The organism is Microbispora sp. H10885 (assembly GCF_014161415.1).
Taxonomy (GTDB): Bacteria; Actinomycetota; Actinomycetes; order Streptosporangiales; family Streptosporangiaceae; genus Microbispora; species Microbispora triticiradicis.
The window spans coordinates 382,450-400,760 of record NZ_JABBWY010000001.1; the positions used below are offsets into that span (position 1 = coordinate 382,450).

Annotated in this window: 17 protein-coding genes; 8 read left to right on the plus strand and 9 right to left on the minus strand. The window is 73.5% G+C overall.

What is annotated here, in order from left to right:
• The first annotated feature begins 173 nt into the window (after positions 1–173).
• Entirely contained in the window at positions 174–1,970 is a 1,797-nt protein-coding gene (locus tag HHX37_RS01600) for a glycoside hydrolase family 15 protein (protein ID WP_182884276.1), read from the plus strand.
• A complete protein-coding gene (locus tag HHX37_RS01605) occupies positions 1,970–3,034 on the plus strand; it encodes a glucose 1-dehydrogenase (protein ID WP_182884277.1) in 1,065 nt (354 codons plus the stop codon). Before HHX37_RS01600 ends, HHX37_RS01605 begins: the two co-directional genes overlap by 1 nt.
• Positions 3,035–3,167: 133 nt before the next feature.
• On the opposite strand, the gene HHX37_RS01610 is transcribed toward HHX37_RS01605, so the two are convergent.
• The 3 genes from HHX37_RS01610 to HHX37_RS01620 form a co-directional block, all read right to left on the minus strand.
• Positions 3,168–3,473 carry a hypothetical protein gene (locus tag HHX37_RS01610; protein WP_182884278.1) on the minus strand — a complete coding sequence of 102 codons (306 nt, stop codon included), beginning with the start codon at positions 3,471–3,473 and terminating at the stop codon, positions 3,168–3,170.
• A 24-nt stretch (positions 3,474–3,497) separates the two neighbouring features.
• Positions 3,498–3,659 (minus strand): hypothetical protein, encoded by a 162-nt coding sequence (locus HHX37_RS01615; protein WP_182884279.1) that lies wholly within the window; start codon positions 3,657–3,659, stop codon positions 3,498–3,500.
• Positions 3,660–3,904: 245 nt separating this feature from the next.
• Positions 3,905–4,372, minus strand: coding sequence for a hypothetical protein (locus HHX37_RS01620; protein ID WP_259406132.1), 468 nt, complete (start codon positions 4,370–4,372; stop codon positions 3,905–3,907).
• A 130-nt stretch (positions 4,373–4,502) separates the two neighbouring features.
• On the opposite strand from HHX37_RS01620, the gene HHX37_RS01625 reads away from it, so the two are divergent.
• Entirely contained in the window at positions 4,503–4,703 is a 201-nt protein-coding gene (locus tag HHX37_RS01625) for a hypothetical protein (RefSeq protein ID WP_182881820.1), read from the plus strand.
• Positions 4,704–4,772: 69 nt separating this feature from the next.
• On the opposite strand, the gene HHX37_RS01630 is transcribed toward HHX37_RS01625, so the two are convergent.
• From HHX37_RS01630 to HHX37_RS01655, 6 genes are read right to left on the minus strand one after another with little or no spacing between them, the layout of a single operon-like run.
• The gene (locus tag HHX37_RS01630) at positions 4,773–5,588 is read right to left on the minus strand and encodes a (2Fe-2S)-binding protein (RefSeq protein WP_182884280.1); all 816 of its coding nucleotides are present in this window, start codon (positions 5,586–5,588) and stop codon (positions 4,773–4,775) included.
• Between the two features lie 17 nt (positions 5,589–5,605).
• Complete coding sequence (locus HHX37_RS01635; protein ID WP_182884281.1) at positions 5,606–6,169, minus strand: GNAT family N-acetyltransferase; 564 nt, start codon at positions 6,167–6,169, stop codon at positions 5,606–5,608.
• Positions 6,159–8,720 carry a penicillin acylase family protein gene (locus tag HHX37_RS01640; protein WP_182884282.1) on the minus strand — a complete coding sequence of 854 codons (2,562 nt, stop codon included), beginning with the start codon at positions 8,718–8,720 and terminating at the stop codon, positions 6,159–6,161. Before HHX37_RS01640 ends, HHX37_RS01635 begins: the two co-directional genes overlap by 11 nt.
• On the minus strand, positions 8,717–9,556 hold the full coding sequence (locus HHX37_RS01645; RefSeq protein ID WP_310738195.1) for an ABC transporter ATP-binding protein: 840 nt from the start codon (positions 9,554–9,556) through the stop codon (positions 8,717–8,719). Before HHX37_RS01645 ends, HHX37_RS01640 begins: the two co-directional genes overlap by 4 nt.
• A 28-nt stretch (positions 9,557–9,584) precedes the next feature.
• Complete coding sequence (locus tag HHX37_RS01650) at positions 9,585–10,628, minus strand: FecCD family ABC transporter permease (RefSeq protein ID WP_310738196.1); 1,044 nt, start codon at positions 10,626–10,628, stop codon at positions 9,585–9,587.
• Positions 10,629–10,674: 46 nt separating this feature from the next.
• Positions 10,675–11,715 (minus strand): FecCD family ABC transporter permease, encoded by a 1,041-nt coding sequence (locus tag HHX37_RS01655; RefSeq protein WP_310740229.1) that lies wholly within the window; start codon positions 11,713–11,715, stop codon positions 10,675–10,677.
• Positions 11,716–11,851: 136 nt separating this feature from the next.
• Between HHX37_RS01655 and HHX37_RS01660 the strand changes: the two genes are divergently transcribed.
• The 5 genes from HHX37_RS01660 (at position 11,852) to HHX37_RS01675 (ending at position 18,280) form a co-directional block, all read left to right on the plus strand.
• The gene (locus tag HHX37_RS01660) at positions 11,852–12,913 is read left to right on the plus strand and encodes an ABC transporter substrate-binding protein (RefSeq protein ID WP_310740230.1); all 1,062 of its coding nucleotides are present in this window, start codon (positions 11,852–11,854) and stop codon (positions 12,911–12,913) included.
• An 84-nt stretch (positions 12,914–12,997) separates the two neighbouring features.
• Positions 12,998–14,482: a pyridoxal phosphate-dependent decarboxylase family protein gene (locus tag HHX37_RS01665; protein WP_220502531.1), complete on the plus strand. Its 1,485-nt coding sequence runs from the start codon at positions 12,998–13,000 to the stop codon at positions 14,480–14,482.
• A gap of 17 nt (positions 14,483–14,499) precedes the next feature.
• Positions 14,500–15,795: a lysine N(6)-hydroxylase/L-ornithine N(5)-oxygenase family protein gene (locus HHX37_RS35430; RefSeq protein WP_220502532.1), complete on the plus strand. Its 1,296-nt coding sequence runs from the start codon at positions 14,500–14,502 to the stop codon at positions 15,793–15,795.
• The gene (locus HHX37_RS35435; protein ID WP_182881825.1) at positions 15,792–16,385 is read left to right on the plus strand and encodes a GNAT family N-acetyltransferase; all 594 of its coding nucleotides are present in this window, start codon (positions 15,792–15,794) and stop codon (positions 16,383–16,385) included. Before HHX37_RS35430 ends, HHX37_RS35435 begins: the two co-directional genes overlap by 4 nt.
• Complete coding sequence (locus HHX37_RS01675; protein WP_182884285.1) at positions 16,382–18,280, plus strand: IucA/IucC family protein; 1,899 nt, start codon at positions 16,382–16,384, stop codon at positions 18,278–18,280. Before HHX37_RS35435 ends, HHX37_RS01675 begins: the two co-directional genes overlap by 4 nt.
• The last annotated feature ends 31 nt before the right edge of the window (positions 18,281–18,311 follow it).

The following is an 18,311-nucleotide window of genomic DNA, read 5'->3' on the forward strand; positions in this document are numbered from 1 at the left end:
GCTCGGCGGGCCATCGGGCAGGACGGGCAGGAGCGCGTTCCGGGAGCTCCTGCCCGTCCGGCACCGCCTCCGCCCCGCCCTTCCTCAGCACAGTTTCGTTGCACAGTACATACGTTCCCTTTGCCGGGGTAGCGCGCCGGTTCAGGAGTGGCGGACGGCTGTGGGGGCGCGCGGTGGCGTTGCGGATCGAGGACTACGGACTGCTCGGTGATCTGCAGACGGCAGCGCTGGTCGGCCGGGACGGGTCGGTCGACTGGCTGTGCCTGCCCCGGTTCGACGCCCCGGCGTGCTTCGCCGCCCTGCTCGGCGACGAACGGGCCGGCTTCTGGCGGGTGGCCCCCGCCGCGGGCGGGCTGTGCACGCGCCGCCGCTACCGGGGCGACTCCCTCGTGCTCGAAACGGAGTGGGACACCCCCGAGGGCTCCGTACGGGTGATCGACGCGATGCCGCCGCGCGGCGAGGCGGCCGACGTCGTACGCGTGGTCGAGGGCCTGAGCGGACGGGTGCCGATGCGGATGACGCTCCGGCTGCGGTTCGACTACGGCCACATCGTGCCCTGGGTGCGGAGCCGGGACGGCGAACTGGTCGCGGTCGCCGGGCCGGACGCCGCCTGGCTGAGCACCCCGGTGCCGCTGCGCGGCGAGGACATGACCACCTACGCCGACTTCACCGTCGCCGCCGGGCAGCGGGTGCCGTTCGTGCTGACCTACCGGCGCTCGCACGAACGCACGCCGAAGCCGGTGGACGCCGAGCGGGCCATCGCCGACACCGAGGCGTTCTGGACGTCGTGGCTGCGCGGCTTCCGCTACAAGGGCCGGTGGGAGGACGCGGTGCGCCGCTCGCTGGTCGTCCTCAAGGCGCTGACCTACAAGCCGACCGGCGGCATCGTCGCCGCGGTCACCACCTCGCTGCCGGAACAGCTCGGCGGCCCGCGCAACTGGGACTACCGGTTCTGCTGGCTGCGCGACGCGACGTTCACGCTGCAGGCGCTGCTCGGCACCGGTTTCGTCGCGGAGGCCAAGGCGTGGCGGGAGTGGCTGCTGCGGGCCGCGGCCGGCGATCCGGCCGACCTGCAGATCATGTACGGCATCGACGGCACCCGCCGGCTGCCCGAATACACGATCGACTGGCTGGCCGGCTACGAGGGGTCGGCTCCGGTGCGGGTGGGCAACGCGGCGTCGGGCCAGTTCCAGCTCGACGTGTGGGGCGAGGTCCTCGACGGGCTGCACCTGACCCGCATGGCGGGCATCGAGTCCGAGGAACAGGCCTGGGACCTGCAACGCGCGCTGCTGGACTTCCTGGAGGGCCACTGGGACGACCCGGACAACGGGCTGTGGGAGGTGCGCGGGGACCGCCGCCACTTCGTGCACTCCAAGGTCATGGCCTGGGCGGGCATGGACCGGGCCGTGCGGGCCGTCGAACGGTTCGGCCTGGAGGGGCCGGTGGACCGGTGGCGGGCCACCCGGGACAAGATCCACGCCGAGGTGTGCGACCGCGGCTACGACCCGGGGCGGAACACGTTCACCCAGTTCTACGGGTCCCAGGGCCTCGACGCCGCCCTGCTGCTGATCCCCCGGGCGGGGTTCCTGCCCTGGGACGACCCGCGCGTGCGGGGTACCGTGGAGGCGGTTCGGCGTGAGCTGTGCTCCGACGGCTTCCTGCTGCGTTACCGGCCCGGCGCCGACGGCGACGTCGACGGCCTGCCCGGCGCGGAGGGCGCGTTCGTCACCTGCACGTTCTGGCTCGCCGACGCCCTGTACGGCATCGGACGGCACCGCGAGGCGTACGAGCTCTTCGAACGGCTGCTGGATCTGCGCAACGACCTCGGGCTGCTCAGCGAGGAGTACGACCCCGTCGCCCGGCGGCAGCTCGGCAACACGCCGCAGGCGTTCAGCCACGTCGGACTGGTCAACGCGGCCCGTCACCTGTCCGGAGCGGACCCGGCCGAGCACCTTGGAGGTGGGCGTTGATGCGCGCTCTCACCGTCGTCCCGCTGAGAAAGGACTCCCTCGCGGTCGTCGACGTCCCCGACCCGGAGCCGGGAGACGGCGACCTGCTCGTCGACGGCCTCGCCGTCGGAGTGTGCGGCACGGACAAGGAGATCGCCGCGGGCGACTACGGCTCGGCCCCGCCCGGCCGCGAGCGGCTGGTCATCGGCCACGAGTCGCTGGGCAGGGTGCGACGGGCGCCCGAGGGCAGCGGCTTCGCCCCGGGCGACCTGGTGGTCGGAGTGGTCCGGCGGCCCGACCCGGTGCCGTGCGGCGCGTGCGCGCACGGGCAGTTCGACATGTGCCGCAACGGCCGATACACCGAGCGCGGCATCAAGGACCTCGACGGGTACGCGAGCCGGGCCTGGGTGGTCGAGCCCGGCTACGCGGTGAAGCTGGATCCCGCGCTGGCGGACGTCGGGGTGCTGCTCGAACCCACCAGCGTCGTCGCCAAGGCCTGGGACGAGGTCGAGAAGGTCGGCGCCCGGGCCTGGTTCCACCCGAAGACGGCGCTGGTCACCGGCGCCGGGCCGATCGGCCTGCTGGCCGCGCTGCTCGGCGTGCGGCGCGGCCTGGAGGTGCACGTCCTCGACCGGGTCACCGACGGCCCCAAACCGGAACTCGTGCGCGACCTCGGCGCCGACTACCACACGGGCGACGCGGGCGAGGTCTCCGCGAAGATCCGGCCCGACGTCGTCATCGAGGCCACCGGCGCCGGACCGGTGATCTTCGGGGTGGCCTTCAACACCGCGCCGTACGGCATCGTCTGCCTCACCGGGGTCTCCTCCGCCGGGCGCCGGCTAACGATCGACGCCGGGAGCCTCAACCGCGACATCGTGCTGGAGAACGACGTCCTCATCGGGTCGGTGAACGCCAATCTCCGGCACTACGCCGCCGCGGCCGACGCCCTCGCGCAGGCCGACCACGCCTGGCTGAACCGGCTGATCACCCGCCGGGTGCCGCTGGAGTCGTTCGCCGACGCGTTCACCGCGGAACCCGAGGACGTCAAGGTCGTCATCACCCTGGACGACGGCACGCGGTCCTAACCCGCCCGCCCGGGGGAACAGCGGATGGAACGTGCGTGTGGCGCCGCGCGAACGCGCGCCCACGGCTGCGACCAGCGCATGCGGCTGCTCACAAGTGACTTCCAAGTGCGGGGAGCCAGCCTGCGCCCATGCACTACACAACGATCACACGGTCCGGGCTTCTGCTCTCCCTGACCGCGCTTCTCGCCGTCTTCGCCGGCGACCTGGTGAATGCGGACGCCGCCCACGCCATACCGGCAAGTCCCAGCCCAAGCCCCGTCCTCACCATCAATCCCCGGCCGGAGCCGCTCCCCACCTTGAGCCCCATCGACGACCCGAGCCCCACAGCTTCCAGTACCCCGACGTACAACCCGAGCCCCACACCCAGCAGGAACCCGACCCCCACACCCAGCAGTACCCCGACGTACAACCCGAGCCCCACACCCAGCAGGAACCCCACCCCCACACCTTCCAGCACCCCGACCTACAACCCGAGCCCCACACCCAGCGGCAATCCGACCCCCACACCCAGCAGCACCCCGACGTACAACCCGAGCCCCACACCCAGCGGCAATCCGACCCCCACACCCAGCAGCACCCCGACGTACAACCCGAGCCCCACGCCCAGCAGAAACCCGACCCCCACACCCACCAGCACACCGACCTACAACCCCACCCCCACACCCAGCAGAAACCCGACCCCCACACCCAGCAGTACCCCGACGTACAACCCGAGCCCCACACCCAGCGGCAACCCGACCCCCACACCCAGCAGTACCCCGACGTACAACCCGAGCCCCACACCCAGCAGAAACCCGACCCCCACACCCACCAGCACACCGACCTACAACCCCACCCCCACACCCAGCCGCGGCTGATCAGGGCTCGGGTTCATTCCGGGGCCAGCTTCCGGCGCAGGTGAGCGCGTTCGGGTTCGGTGCCGGCGAGGTCGAGGGCCCGCCGGTACGCTACGGCGGCCTCACCCTTCCGGCCCAGCCGGGACAGCAGGTCGGCGCATGCCACGTGATAGGGGTGATGATCCCGCAGCAGGGGCTCTTCCGCGAGCTGCTCCAGGAGCGCCAGCCCGGCCTGCGGCCCGTCGCGCATGGCGACCGCGACCGCGCGGTTCAGCGCCACGATCGGCGACGGAGTAAGCGCGAACAGGACGTCGTACAGAGCTACGATCTGCGGCCAGTCGGTCGTGGTGACGTCGGCCGCCTCGTCGTGCAGGGCGGCGATCGCGGCCTGCACGCCGTACGGCCCCACCGGGCCGCCGGTCAGCGCCATGGGCACCAGGGCCAGCCCTTCCTCGATCATCGTACGGTCCCAGCGGCCGCGGTCCTGGTCGGCGAGGAGCACCAGCCCGCCGCCGGCAGAGGTGAGAAAGGCCCGCGGCGGGCGTGAGACCGGTCGAGGCCCCCGGCGCAGCGGTCGGCCGAGCCTGTGGCACGCGGGAAATGTCGGTGGCGTGCGGAAGAATCGCTTCATCATGACCGCCATCACCGCACCGGCCGAGGTGCTCACCCGTCCCCTGCCGGTCGAGCTCGTCGACGGGCCCGGGGGCAGGCTCTACCTGCTCCCCTACGCGCCGCTCACCCCGGACGACTGCGAGGCCCTGTCCGTGCTCCTCGCCGCCCGGGCCGCCGCCGGACGCCGCCGGGACGCGGCCGCCGCGTCCCTGTCGCAGTAGCTCCCGGTCCGGCTCGCGGTTCGAGCACGCGCCGGACGGCCACGGCCGGGGCGCGGGCCCGGCGCCGGGTCAGCGCACGCAGCAGGTGGAGCAGGGGTCTGCGTCCGGCAGTGTGATCCACAGGCAGCAGGTGCGGCGGCGGTACCCGTCGCCGTCGGGCGCGAGCAGCCCGGCGACCGGCGGTCCGATCTCCTCCAGCAGCCGGGCCGCCTCGGCGTACGGCCCGAGCGCGAGCAGCGGGTGGGCGACCGCCTCCGCGGTCGAGCCCCACAGGGTGCGCTCACCCACCCGCGCCACCGCGCTCAGCGCCTGCACGAACGGACGCTGGCCGTCGAGGATCGCCGCCCTGATGACCGCTGCCAGGTCCTCGACGACGACCGTGCCGGACGGCCCCGAGACCGGTGCCGCCAGGGTCGCGGCCATGGTTCCGGCGGTGGTTGCGCCGACGGCCGTGGCGGTGGCCGAGGCCGTGGTTCCGGTGGGGATTCCGGTGACGGTTCCGGCCGCGGGGTCGTCGGGGAGCACGGCCACGGTGAGCCGGGACGCCGCCACCGTGATCCCCGCCGCCGACGGCCTGACCAGCGTGTCCTCCAGCCGCATCACGGGCACCCGCCGGTGGAGGGCCCAGCCGAGGACCATCGGCATCGTGTGCCAGTAGCCGTAGGTCTTCCACAGCAGCGCCGCCGCCACGTGACGCGGCGCGTTCCAGCGTGCCGCGGTCTCGTCCACGAACGCGAGCAGGACCTCGTACGGCTCCCGCACGAGGTCGGCCGCGGGGATCCAGCCGGGGGAGTCGTCGGCGACCAGCCCGGGCAGCACCCCCAGCACGCCGCCGCGCTCGGCCGCGAGGCCTTCCAGGTGCCGGGAAAGGGCGTCGAGCAGCACTGCGTACTCCTTGGTTCTCAGCGGTCGTCTCGGGTCAGGAAGAGCAGCCGGGCGCGCTTGTCCGGCAGGTCGATCTCGGGCCCGAGCGTGAAACCGGTCCGCAGCATGCGGCCGATCACCTTCTCGTTGCGGGCGTCCGGCTCGGCGACGATCCGGGTGTGGGCAGGATCGGAGAACGCGTACGCCAGGAGCGCGGACAGCAGCGCGCCGGTGAAGCCCCGCTCGCCCTCCCCGGCGGCCGGGCCGACCAGCAGGTGGACACCGAAGTCGCCCGGCCGGACGTCGTAGCACTCGCCGACGGGGTCCGCCTCCGGCTCGTAGGTCTGGAGGAGCGCCACCGGCCGGTCGTCCCGGTGGACGAGGTAGGCGTGGTGGGTGGTCAGCCCGTCCAGGTAGTCGTAGATCTCCAGGACCCGCTCGGGGCTCGCGTCGAGCATGCCCCAGAACCTCGCCCGCTCCTGGGTGACCCACGAGTGGATCAGAACGGCGTCGGCCGCCGGGTCCACCGGGACGATGCGGACGGTGCCAAACCCGGCCACCACCTGCTCGTACACGGCCCGGGCGGAAGCCTCAGAGATCATGTCGTTCCTCCGTCAGCAGGGTCCAGTCGGTGACCAGGGGCACGAGTTCGCCGCGCACCCACAGCGGCTGCTGGTCACGGTGGTGGGGGTCGCCCGGCACGCCGCTCGCGCCGAACGGGACGACCCAGAGACTCGCGTCGCGCCGTGCGAGGTCCCAGACGTAGCGGGCGGCCGGGCCGCGGGCGCAGTGATGGGTGACACCCGGCACGCTGGACGTGCACAGCACACAACCGTGGTCACCCGAGACCCCCGGCTCCGCCTGCGCGGCGCCGGAGGGGTCCGACGGAGTGGCCGCCGGGGCGGGCAGCGCCCGCCAGGGGACGAGCCGGTGCAGGTCACCCCACCGGACGCCGGTCTCGCCGCGAGCCGCCACGTCCTCCAGCGCGGCCCGCGCGATCTCGGCCAGATCGTCAGGGCCGAGCCCGGGGAGCCGGTCGGTCGTCAGCAGGGTCTCCAGGGCGTGCGCGATCCGGGGAGCCGCCACCAGCCACGGCCGGAACACCTCCGGACAGGCGACACCTTCACCCGGCGCCTCCCGATCACCGTCGACGGGCGGCCCGCCGCCGGCCTGCGTGGGACGAGCGGCGGGCATGGGACGGGCCTTCGCGGCGCCGGCCTGTGCGGGACGAGCCTCCACGGGAGTGCTCGTATCCGGGCTGTGCGCCTGTTCGGGCTGGAGCGGGTGCGACAGGTCGGCCAGCGGCGCGAGCGCGGGATGGGCCGCCAGGCGCCGCACCACCTCGGCACGCACATCCGCGTACGCCGCGGCGGCGACGCTGTCCGCGTCCATCCGCCGGTCCCAGCCGGTGAGCCGGTCCCGGAGGCGTACGGCGCCGGGACCGAGCCCGGTCAGCCCGGCCAGCAGCCCCAGCAGCGGCCGCGCGCCTGGCAGGAGCGTGTCGGTGTGGATCGCCGCCATGTCCCCGGCGGACCAGACGGGGGCGGCCTCCAGGAGGGCCCTGATCCGGTCGGCCCGGTACGGCGGGGCGAACTCGACGCCGAAGGGAGCCGAGATTCCTCGTTCGTTGGCCATCACCGTGATCCCGGTGACCTCCCGGCGGGGCATCGGCGCGTGCCTGCCGCGCCACTCGTGGCCGGGCTCCCAGGCGGGCACGACCCGCTGCGAGTTGCCGGGGTGGCGGACGGGCACCAGACCGGCGACGCGGTGCAGCAGGCCGCCGCCGGTGTCCGCGGCGAGCACGACGTTGACGGGCTCCACCCACCGGTCGAACGCCTGGTCGACGTCGGCCACGGTCCTGGCCCGCAGCAGGGCGGGAAGCGTCGCGAATCCCAGGTCGTGGAACACCCGCGGCGGGTACCGCAGGCTCACTCCCTCCCACTCGCCCGCGCGCTCGTCCTCGCGCCCGGCATCCGGTTCGTCCTCGCGCCCGGCATCCGGTTCGTCCTCGCGCCCGGGATCCTGCGCGGCGTCCTGCCCGCTGTCCGGGCGGTCCTCCCACTCGCCCGCGTGGCCGGTAGGCGACCCGTCTTCCCGCCCGGCGTCCCGGTCGCGAGGAGCGCGTCCCTTCGTCTCCTGCCGCGCGGGCCCGTACGGCCGGGGTGGCTCGCCCATGACGACCGGGCCGCGTTCGGTCTCGATCACCTCCACCTCGACGGGCTCGCCTCCGGCGACCTCGACGACCTCGGTGTGGGCGGTGGCGGGCCGCCAGCCGGCCGGGCCGAGCGCCTCGACGCGGCCGTCCCGGCGCCGGAGGCGTTCGCGGAAGAGGTCCTGGTAGTCGGCCATGGCGTTGGTGATCGCCCAGGCGACCGTCCCCGCGTGCCCGAAGTGGGCGATGCCCGGAACTCCCGGCACGGCCAGCCCGGCCACGTCGAACTCCGGGCAGGCCAGGCGAATCTGCTGATAGAAGCCGGGGTCCTCGATGATCCGGTGCGGGTCTCCGGCGATGATCGGCGCCCCCGTGCGGGTGCGGTCGCCGGGGACCAGCCAGCCGTTGCTTCCGGAGGTGCCCGGCCCGTCGGTGGCGAACAGCGCCACGGCCTCCGCGCCGAGCCGGGCGGTGACGGCCTCACGCCACAGTTTCGCCGGGACGTGCGCGAACAGGACGTGGTGCGACAGCCAGACCGCCAGCGGCGTCCACGGCTCCCACCGGCCCGGCACGAGCGCGGCCGCGCCGTCTCCTGCCGCGCCGTCGTCCCCGGCGGGGCCGGGCTCTGTCTCCTCGTGACCGGCCGCGTTCCCCGCCTGCCCTGCCGCCCGGAACTCCGGGGCGCGGCGGGCTCCCTCGGGCAGGCCCGCGTTGACGCCGTCCACGTACGCGCCCACCCATGCCGCGGTGTCCGCGTCGAGCGCCCGGAGGCAGCGCCGGGCGGTGTCGTCCAGCCGGACCTGCCGTACGAACCGGTCCCACGGGACGGCGTCCGCGCCGAGGACGGCCGCCGACGTGCCGGCCCCGCGGAGCCGCTCGACCTCGAGCTGCCAGGCCCGGTCCACCGCGGTGACGAACCCCTGGGCGTAGGCCAGTTCGCGGGCGTCGCCCGCGCGCAGGTGGGGGATGCCCCACCGATCGCGGTAGATCCGCACGCTCACGACTCCTTCTCCCCCGTACGGCGGCGGGCGGCTGGGACGACCAGCGGAGTGCCGGTCTCCGGATCGTCGATCACCCGGCAGGGGAGGCCGAAGACCTCCTCCACCAGGCCGGCGGTCATCACCTCGGCGGGAGCGCCGGAGGCCACGACGCGCCCGCCGCGCATCGCGATCAGATGGGTGGCGTAGCGCGCGGCGTGGTTGAGGTCGTGGAGCACGGCCACGAGCGTGCGCCCCCGCTCCTCGTGCAGCCGGGCGCACAGGTCGAGGATCTCGATCTGGTGGGCGATGTCGAGGTAGGTCGTCGGCTCGTCCAGCAGCAGCAGCGGCGTCTCCTGCGCCAGCGCCATCGCGATCCACACCCGTTGCCGCTGGCCGCCGGACAACTCGTCGACCAGGCGTCCGGCGAGGTCGGCGACCCCGGTGGCGGCCATCGACTCCCCCACGACCCGTTCGTCGTCCGCCGACCACTGGCGCAGCAGCCGCTGGTGGGGATACCGGCCGCGGCCGACCAGCTCGGCGACCGTGATCCCGTCCGGCGCGACCGACGTCTGCGGCAGCAGGCCGAGGGTGCGCGCGACCTTCCTCGCCGGCAGCGAGGTGACGTCCCGTCCGTCGAGCAGCACCGCCCCGGCGGACGGCCTGAGCGTGCGTGCCAGCGCCCGCAGCAGGGTGGACTTGCCGCAGGCGTTGGGCCCCACGACGACCGTGAAGGACCGGTCCGGGATGGCGACGTCCAGCCCTTCCACCACGACCCGCCCGTCGTACGCGAGGGTCAGCGCGTCGCCGCGCAACCGGGGCCCGTCGCCCCGCACGGCCTCCACCGCGCCGCTCACCACGTCATCACTCCGTTTCCGTTCGTCCTGGTCAAATCCGGCCCGCCTTCCGCTGGGCGGCGAGCAGCCAGACGAGGTAGCCGCCGCCGAGCACGCCCGTCACCACTCCCACCGGCAACTGGTGGTCTCCGAACAGTCGTTGCGCCGCGAGGTCGGCGCCGGTCAGCAGCGCGGCGCCCACGCAGGCCGCGGTGAGCAGGTTGGGCCCGGGGGTCCGGGTCATCCGCCGGGCCAGATGCGGCGCGGTGAGCGCCACGAACGACACCGGTCCGGCGGCCGCCGCCGCGAGGGAGGCGAGCAGCACGGCCGCCGCCGTCAGGACGAGTCGCAGTCCCTGCACCCGCACACCGAGGCCGCGGGCCAGGTCGTCGCCCATCTCGGTGATCGCCAGGGGCCGCGCGCAGCCGAGCAGCACCACCGGAACCAGCACCGCCGTCGCGGCGAGCAGGGGAAGAGCGTCCTCCCAGCCGCGGCCGTCCAGGCTGCCGGTGAGCCACAGCATGGCGCGGGCCGCCTCCATGAGCCGTCCGCGGGTCAGCAGATAGCCGTTGACTCCCGTGAGGACCGCGGTGGCGCCGATGCCCACCAGCACGAGGCGGTGCCCGTGCAGGCCCCCGCGCCAGGCCAGGAGGTAGATCACCACTCCGGTGACGACGCCGCCGAGCACCGCGCCGCCCGCGAGGGCCGCGCTGCCGCCGCCCGCGACCACCACCAGGAGCGCGCCCGTCGCCGCGCCCTGGGTGAAGCCGAGCAGGTCGGGGCTGCCGAGCGGATTGCGCACGAGCGCCTGGAAGATCGCGCCGGCCAGCGCGAGGGCCGCGCCCACGACCAGCGCGGTCACCACCCGGGGCAGCCGGAGTTCGCGTACGACGAAGTCCTCGGCCGGGCCGCCGCCGCCCGCGAGGGTGCGCAGCACGTCCGCCGGGCTCATCGGGTAGTCGCCGCCGCCGACCGTGAGCACGCCGAAGGCGAGCGCCAGCAGCAGGCAGCCGATCCCCACGGCCACGGCCCGGGGGCGTACGGCGACGATTCCGGCCACGACGGGCCGCCCGGCGGCGGCGCGGACCACGCTCACCGGCCGCACCTCTCCCACGCCGCCCGCCCGCACGCGGATTCCGGCCTCATGCCCGCACCTTCCTTCGCACGAAGTACAGGAACAGCGGGCCGCCGAGCACCGCCGTGACGATGCCCGCCTGCAACTCGCCGGGCCGGGCCACGATGCGCCCGAGCACGTCCGCGCCGAGCAGCAGCACGGGCGCGAGCACCGCGCAGCAGGGCAGCAGCCGGCGCAGGTCGGGGCCGGTCAGCGTCTTCACGAGGTGCGGCACCATGAGCCCGACGAAGACGATCGGCCCGCAGGCCGCCGTCGCCGCCCCGCACAGCAGCGTCACGGCCACGATGGCCGCCGTACGGATCACGGCGGGACGCGCGCCGAGCGACCGGGCGGAGTCGTCGCCGAGGGCGAGCGCGTTGAGCGGCCGGGCCAGGGCCAGGGCCAGCAGCAGCCCCGCCGCGACGAACGGCGCGACCATGGCCACAGTCCCGCTCTGCGCGCCCGCCAGCGAGCCGACCGTCCAGAAGCGCATCGTCTCCAGCGAGGCCGCGTCGAGCAGCATCGTCCCGTTCACGTACGAGTAGAGCGCGGCGTTGATCGCGGCTCCCGCGAGCGCCAGCCGCGCCGGGGTGGCCGCCCGCCCGCCGCCCACGCCGTACACGAGCACGGACACGGCCGCCGCGCCGGCCAGCGCGAACCAGACGTAGCCCTGGAACGTCGCCACGCCAAGCAGCCCGGCGGCCGTCGCCACCGCCGCGGAGGCCCCCGCGTTGATGCCCAGCAGGCCGGGGTCGGCGAGCGGGTTGCGGGTCAGCGCCTGCATGACCCCGCCCGCCACGCCCAGCGCCGCGCCCGCGAGCAGCCCGAGCAGGGTGCGGGGCAGCCGCATCTCGTGCACCACCGTGTACGCGCCGGATCCGGTGTCCACGAGCCCCTGCCAGACCTCGGCCGGGGACATCGGCCGGGCGCCGAGCCCGAGGCTCAGCACGAGGACGGCGAGCAGCGCGAGCGCCGGGCCGAGCACCGTGGCCACCGGACGGGCCCTCGCCTGATGTTTTCGCGGCACCCGCGCGGGCCCGCTGATCTGCGAGGACTCGGTGACGACCACGGCCGGCTCCATCGGGGCGGGGGACGAATTCCGATCGCCCCTCTGGACAAGAACTTAGGTAAGGGTAACCTAACAATCGATCTGTCCCCCGTCTATCTGTCCAAGGGGGGATGACTGTGCGAGAGAAAGACGAACCGTGCGAAACCTGAACACCACCATGTCCCGTCGCGGGCTCTTCGCCGCGGGCGGAGCCACCGCTCTCACGCTGGCGCTGGCGGCCTGCGGATCGGGCGGTTCCGCCCCCTCCTCCGCAGGTCAGAGCGCCGGCGCGAGCCAGGGTGCCGCCGCCGGTGCGAGCGCCGGGGCGTGGTCCTTCACCGACGACAGGAAGGAGACGGCCACGGCGGCGGGGGTCCCGGCGCGGGTGGTGGCGTTCACCGGCACGGCGGCGGCCCTCGCCGACTACGGGTTGCAGGACAAGCTCGTCGGCGTGTTCGGCGAGACCAAGCGCGCCGACGGCTCGCCGGAGCCGCAGGCGGGCGACCTGGACGTGGACAAGGTGACGATCCTCGGCAACGTCTGGGGCGAGTTCAACATCGAGAAGTACGCGGCGCTGCGCCCCGACCTGCTCGTCACCCACATGTACGACCCCGGCGCGCTGTGGTACGTGCCGGACGAGAGCAAGGACAAGATCGTCAAGCTCGCCCCCACGGTCGCCGTCAGCGCCGCCCGGGTGCCGATGACCGAGACGATCGAGCGTTACGCCGCCCTCGCCGAGACCCTCGGCGCCGACCTGAAGTCCCCCGGCGTCGCCCAGGCCAAGGCGAGGTTCGAGGCCGCGGCCGACAGCGTGCGCAAGGCGGTCGCCGAGAACCCCGGGATCAAGGTGCTGGCCGCCTCCGGCAGCCCCGACGTGCTGTACGTCTCCAATCCGAAGGTCAACACCGACCTGATGTACTTCGCGGAGCTGGGGGTCGAGGTCGTCGAGCCCGAGAAGCCCGGCGACGGCGGCTACTACGAGAACCTCAGCTGGGAGAACGCCGGCAAGTACGACGCCGACCTGATCCTGCTCGACAACCGGCCCACCGCGCTGCAGCCCAAGGACCTTGAGGCCAAGCCCGCCTGGCCCAAGCTGCCGGCGGTCAAGGCCGGCCAGGTCGCCGCCTGGGACCCGGTGCCGCGCTTCTCGTACGCGGGCGCCGCGCCGATCCTGGAGAACCTGGCGACGGCGATCCGGAACGCCAAGAAGCTCGGCTGACCCGTATCTCACCGGAAATCACCCGGGCCCCCGTCCGCGCTCCACCGACTTAGGTTTGCCTAGCCTAACTAACTAAGGATGACCATGACCCATCCCCGCGCCGGAGACGCGCGGTCGTATCTGCTCAACGACCACACCGTGGAGGGATACCGGAGCGCGATGGCCGCCGGGACCACCCGCGTGGCCGGCCAGGTCGGCCGGACCGAACGGCCGTTCAGCGGCGTCGCCCCGGCGCGGCTCGCGCCGGAGATCGCCGCGATCGACCTCGAACGGCCGTTGCACGACCACGCCGCCGCGCTCGACGAGCTCGAACGGGTCTATCTGCGCGACGCCGTCTACTTCCACCACCCCCGCTATCTCGCCCACCTCAACTGCCCGGTGGTGCTCCCCGCACTGCTGGGCGAGGTGGTCCTTTCGGCGGTCAACTCCTCGCTCGACACCTGGGACCAGAGCGCGGGGGGCACGCTCATCGAGCGCCGCCTGGTGGAGTGGACGGCCGGCCGCATCGGCTTCGGCCCCGCCGCCGACGGCGTCTTCACCAGCGGCGGCACCCAGTCGAACCTCCAGGCGCTGTTCCTCGCCCGCGAGGAGGCCCGCGCCGCCGGGGTGCCGCTGTCCCGGCTACGGGTGATCACGTCGGAGGCGGGCCACTTCAGCGTGCGCAAGGCGGCGACCCTGCTGGGCCTCGGGCCGGAGGCGGTTGTCGCCGTGGAGACCGACGCGGAGCGGCGCATGCGGCCCGGCGGGCTCGCCCGCGAACTCGACCGTTGCCGCCGCGCCGGGCTGACGGTCATGGCCGTCGCCGCCACCGCGGGCACCACCGACTTCGGCTCGATCGACCCGCTGCCGGAGATCTCCCGGCTGTGCGCGGCGGCCGGGGTGTGGCTGCACGTGGACGCGGCGTACGGCTGCGGGCTGCTGGTCTCCCGCAGACGGCGGCACCTGCTCGACGGGATCGAGCGGGCCGACTCGGTCACGGTCGACTTCCACAAGTCCTTCTTCCAGCCGGTCAGCTCGAGCGCGCTGCTGGTGCGGGACGGCGCGGTGCTGCGGCACGCGGCCCACCACGCCGACTACCTCAACCCGCTGCGGATGGCCGAGCGGGGGATCCCCAACCAGGTGGACAAGAGCCTGCAGACCACCCGCCGCTTCGACGCGCTGAAGCTCTGGCTGACCCTGCGCGTGATGGGCGCGGACGCGGTCGGCGAGCTGTTCGACCAGGTGGTGGACCTCGCGGGCGAGGCGTACGACATGGTCGCCGCGGACCCGCGCTTCGAGGTCGTCACGCGGTCGCCGCTCAGCACGCTGGTCTTCCGCTACCTGCCGCCGGAGGGCCCGGGCCGCGAACTGGCCGACGACGCCAACCTGTACGCCCGGGAGGCGCTGGCCGCCTCCGGCGAGGCCGTCGTCGCGGGGACGACGGTCGACGGCCGCCACTACCTGAAGTTCACCCTGCTCAACCCGGAGACCACGCGGGACGACGTCGCGTACGTCCTCGATCTCCTCGCCGGTCACGCCCAGCGCCACGTGGACGACCTCGTGCCGCTCGCCGCCCCGTCCAGTAGCTGACCACCAGGGAGAAACGCATGTCCGCCCATGATTTCGTCGCCATCGGGCTGGGGCCGTTCAACCTGGGCCTCGCCTGCCTGGCCGAGCCGGTCGCCGGGCTCGACGGGCTGTTCCTGGAGGCGAGGCCCGGCTTCGCCTGGCATCCGGGGATGATGCTCGACTCGGTCACGCTGCAGACGCCGTTCATCGCCGACCTCGTCACGCTGGCCGACCCGACCTCGCCGTACTCCTTCCTGAACTACCTCAAGGAGACCGGCAGGCTCTACCCCTTCTACATCCGGGAGAACTTCTACCAGCTCCGCGCCGAGTACGACGCGTACTGCAGATGGGCCGCCGGGCGGCTGCGGAGCGTCCGCTTCGGCCACCGGGTGACCTCCGTGACGTTCGACGAGGCGGACGGGTGCTACGTCGTCCACGCGCTGACGGACACCGGCGAGCGGACCGAGCACCGCGCCCCGCACCTCGTGCTCGGCACCGGCACCCCGCCGTACGTGCCCGAGCCCTGCCGCGGCCTCGGCGGCGGCGTCGTCCACAACAGCGAATACCTCGCCCGCAAGGAGGACCTGCTCGCCAAGGAGAGCATCACGGTCGTCGGCAGCGGGCAGAGCGCCGCCGAGATCTACCGCGACCTGCTGGCCGGCATCGACACCCACGGCTACCGGCTGAACTGGGTGACGAGGTCGCCGCGGTTCTTCCCGCTGGAGTACACCAAGCTGACCCTGGAGATGACCTCCCCGGACTACGTGGACTACTTCCACGCGCTGCCCGAGGACACCCGCTACCGTCTCGAAGCCGAGCAGAAGTGCCTGCACAAGGGCATCGACGCGGCGCTGATCAACGAGATCTACGACCTGCTGTACGCCAAGACCGTCGGCGGGCCGGTCCCGGCGCGGCTGCTGACCTGCACCGAGCTGCGCGACGCGGGCTACGACGCGGCCCGGGGCGAGTACACGCTCGGCCTGCGCCACCTGGAGCAGGAGCGCGACTTCACGCTCGTCACGCAGGGCCTCGTGCTCGCCACCGGCTACCGCTACGAGCCGCCCGCCTTCCTCGATCCCGTACGGGACCGCATCCGGTGGGACCGGCGCGGCCGGTTCGACGTGGCCAGGAACTACAGCGTCGACGTCACCGGCCGGGGGATCTTCGTGCAGAACGGCGCGACCCACGCGCACAGCGTCACCTCGCCCGACCTGGGCATGGGCCCGTACCGCAACTCGTGGATCATCGCCCAGATCCTCGGCCGCGAGCACTACCCCATCGAGAAGGCGATCGCCTTCCAGGAGTTCGGCGCACCCGAGGGGGTGGTCGCGTGAGCGGGATCGTCTTCCGCGGCGTCCACGACGGGGTCGGCGAACTGGCCCTGCGCCGGCTCGACCCCGACGCCGACGCGGAGATCGTGCACGCCTGGGTGACCCATCCCAAGGCCGTGTTCTGGATGATGGGGGACGCGGACGTCGCCGAGGTCGCCGAGGAGTACCGCCGGATCGTGGCGCACCCGCACCGCGACGCCTACCTCGGGCTGGTGAACGGGCGCCCGGCCTTCCTGGCCGAGCGGTACGACCCCGCCCGGGTCGAGCTGGCGGGCCGGTACGACGCGCGGGACGGCGACGTGGGCATGCACTTCCTCTGCGCGCCCACCGGCACCCCGGTGCACGGCTTCTCCCGCGCCGTGATCACCACCGTGCTGGAGATGCTGTTCGCCGACCCGGCGGTGCGGCGGGTGGTCGTCGAGCCCGACGTGCGCAACACCGCCGTCCACGCGCTGAACGCGGCCGTCGGCTTCGAGGTCGTCGGCGTGATCGCCAAACCCGAGAAGGAGGCCCTGCTGAGCGTGTGCACGCGCGAGCGATTCCACGCCGCGAGCGTCGCGGCCGGTGTGCGGGGGGAGGGGATCCACCGGTGACCGGCCCCGGAAACCGCGCCGCCGATCCGGCCGATGCGGCCGGAACCCCCACCGGAGACGCCGCCGAGAACCCCGCCGAGCACTTCGCCGGGAGCCTCGCCGGAGATCCTGCCGGCGATCCTGTCGCGGCGGTCGCCCACCTCACCCCGGCGACCTGGGAGAAGGCCAACCGGCGGCTGGTCCGCAAGGCACTCGCCGAGTTCGCCCACGAACGGCTGCTCGTCCCGCGCCCGCTCGGCGACGGCCGGTACGCCGTGCGGTCCGACGACGGAGCCGTGGAATACCGCTTCACCGCCACGGTGCTGTCGCTCGACCACTGGCACATCGGCGAGATCACCCGGCAGCGCACGACGGGCGAGGCCCTGCCTCTCGACGCACTGGACCTCGTCGTGGAGATGCGCGGCTCCCTCGGGCTGACCGACGAGATCCTCCCCGTCTACCTGGAGGAGATCTCCTCCACGCTGGCGAGCCTCGCGTACAAGCTGACCAGGCGCACGGCCGGCGCGGACGAACTGGCGAAGGCCGGCTTCCAGGAGATCGAGGCCGCGATGACCGAGGGCCATCCGTGCTTCGTGGCCAACAGCGGCCGGATCGGCTACGGGATCGACGACCACCACCGGTACGCCCCCGAGGCCGCCGCCCCCGTACGCCTGATCTGGCTGGCCGCCCACCGCGACCACTGCGTGTTCTCCTGCTCCGGCGACATCGACTACGAGCGGCTGACACGCGGCGAACTCGGCGAGGAGACCCTCGCCCGCTTCGCGGGCACGCTCACCGGCCTCGGCCTCGACATGACCGACTACCTGCTCCTTCCGGTCCACCCGTGGCAGTGGTGGAACAAGCTGTCGGTCACCTTCGCCGCGGCGGTCGCCACACGGCGCCTGGTCTGCCTGGGCCCCGGCGACGACGACTACCTCCCCCAGCAGTCGGTGCGCACGTTCTTCAACGCCGGCGCGCCGTCGAAGCACTACGTGAAGACCGCGTTGTCGGTGCTCAACATGGGCTTCATGCGCGGCCTGTCCGCGGCGTACATGGAGGCCACCCCGGCGATCAACGACTGGCTCGCCGGCCTGCTGCGGGACGACGAGGTCTTCCGCGCCACCCGCCTGACGATCATCCGCGAGCGGGCCGCCGCCGGCTACCGCGACCGCCTGTACGAGTCGGCCACCCGTCCCCACTCGCCGTACCGGAAGATGCTCGCGGCGCTGTGGCGGGAGAGCCCGGTGGCGGTCCTGGAGCCGGGCAGGCGCCTGGCCACCATGGCCTCCCTCCTGCACGTCGACGAGGAAGGCCGGTCGTTCGCGGCGGCGCTGATCGAGCAGTCGGGCCTGCCGCCCGAGGTGTGGCTGCGGCGCTACCTCGACGCCTATCTCACCCCTCTGCTGCACGCCTTCTACGCGTACGGCCTCGCGTTCATGCCGCACGGCGAGAACGTGATCCTGGTGCTCGACGGCGGCGCGGTGGAGCGGGCGATCTTCAAGGACATCGCCGAGGAGATCGTGGTGATGGACCCGGACACGGACCTGCCGCCCGGCGTGCGGCGGATCCGCGCCGAGGTGCCCGAGGACATGCGCCTACTGTCGATCTTCACCGACGTGTTCGACTGCTTCCTGCGCTTCCTCAACGCGATCCTGGCCACGGGCGGCGTGCTCGGCGAGGAGGCGTTCTGGCGCACGGTCGCCGAGTGCGCGGCGGACTACCGGCGGTCGGCGCCGCACCTCGCCGAGCGGTTCCGGCGCCACGACCTGTTCGCGGAGACGTTCGCGCTCTCGTGCCTCAACCGCCTGCAACTGCGCGACAACCGGCAGATGGTGGACCTCGCCGACCCGTCGGCCGCGCTCCAGACGGCCGGCGACCTGGTCAACCCGATTGCCCGGTACGCCCCGCCCGCCTGAGCGGCGGCCTGAGCACCGCCCGCCTGAGCCC

Excerpts from the sequence above, each read along its gene's own strand:
- HHX37_RS01625 (WP_182881820.1), top strand. The coding sequence starts at position 4,503 with ATGACCGCCATCACCGCACCGGCCGAGGTGCTCACCCGTCCCCTGCCG.
- HHX37_RS01605 (WP_182884277.1), top strand. The coding sequence starts at position 1,970 with ATGCGCGCTCTCACCGTCGTCCCGCTGAGAAAGGACTCCCTCGCGGTC.
- HHX37_RS35430 (WP_220502532.1), top strand. The coding sequence starts at position 14,500 with ATGTCCGCCCATGATTTCGTCGCCATCGGGCTGGGGCCGTTCAACCTG.
- HHX37_RS01665 (WP_220502531.1), top strand. The coding sequence starts at position 12,998 with ATGACCCATCCCCGCGCCGGAGACGCGCGGTCGTATCTGCTCAACGAC.
- HHX37_RS01635 (WP_182884281.1), bottom strand. The coding sequence starts at position 6,169 with ATGATCTCTGAGGCTTCCGCCCGGGCCGTGTACGAGCAGGTGGTGGCC.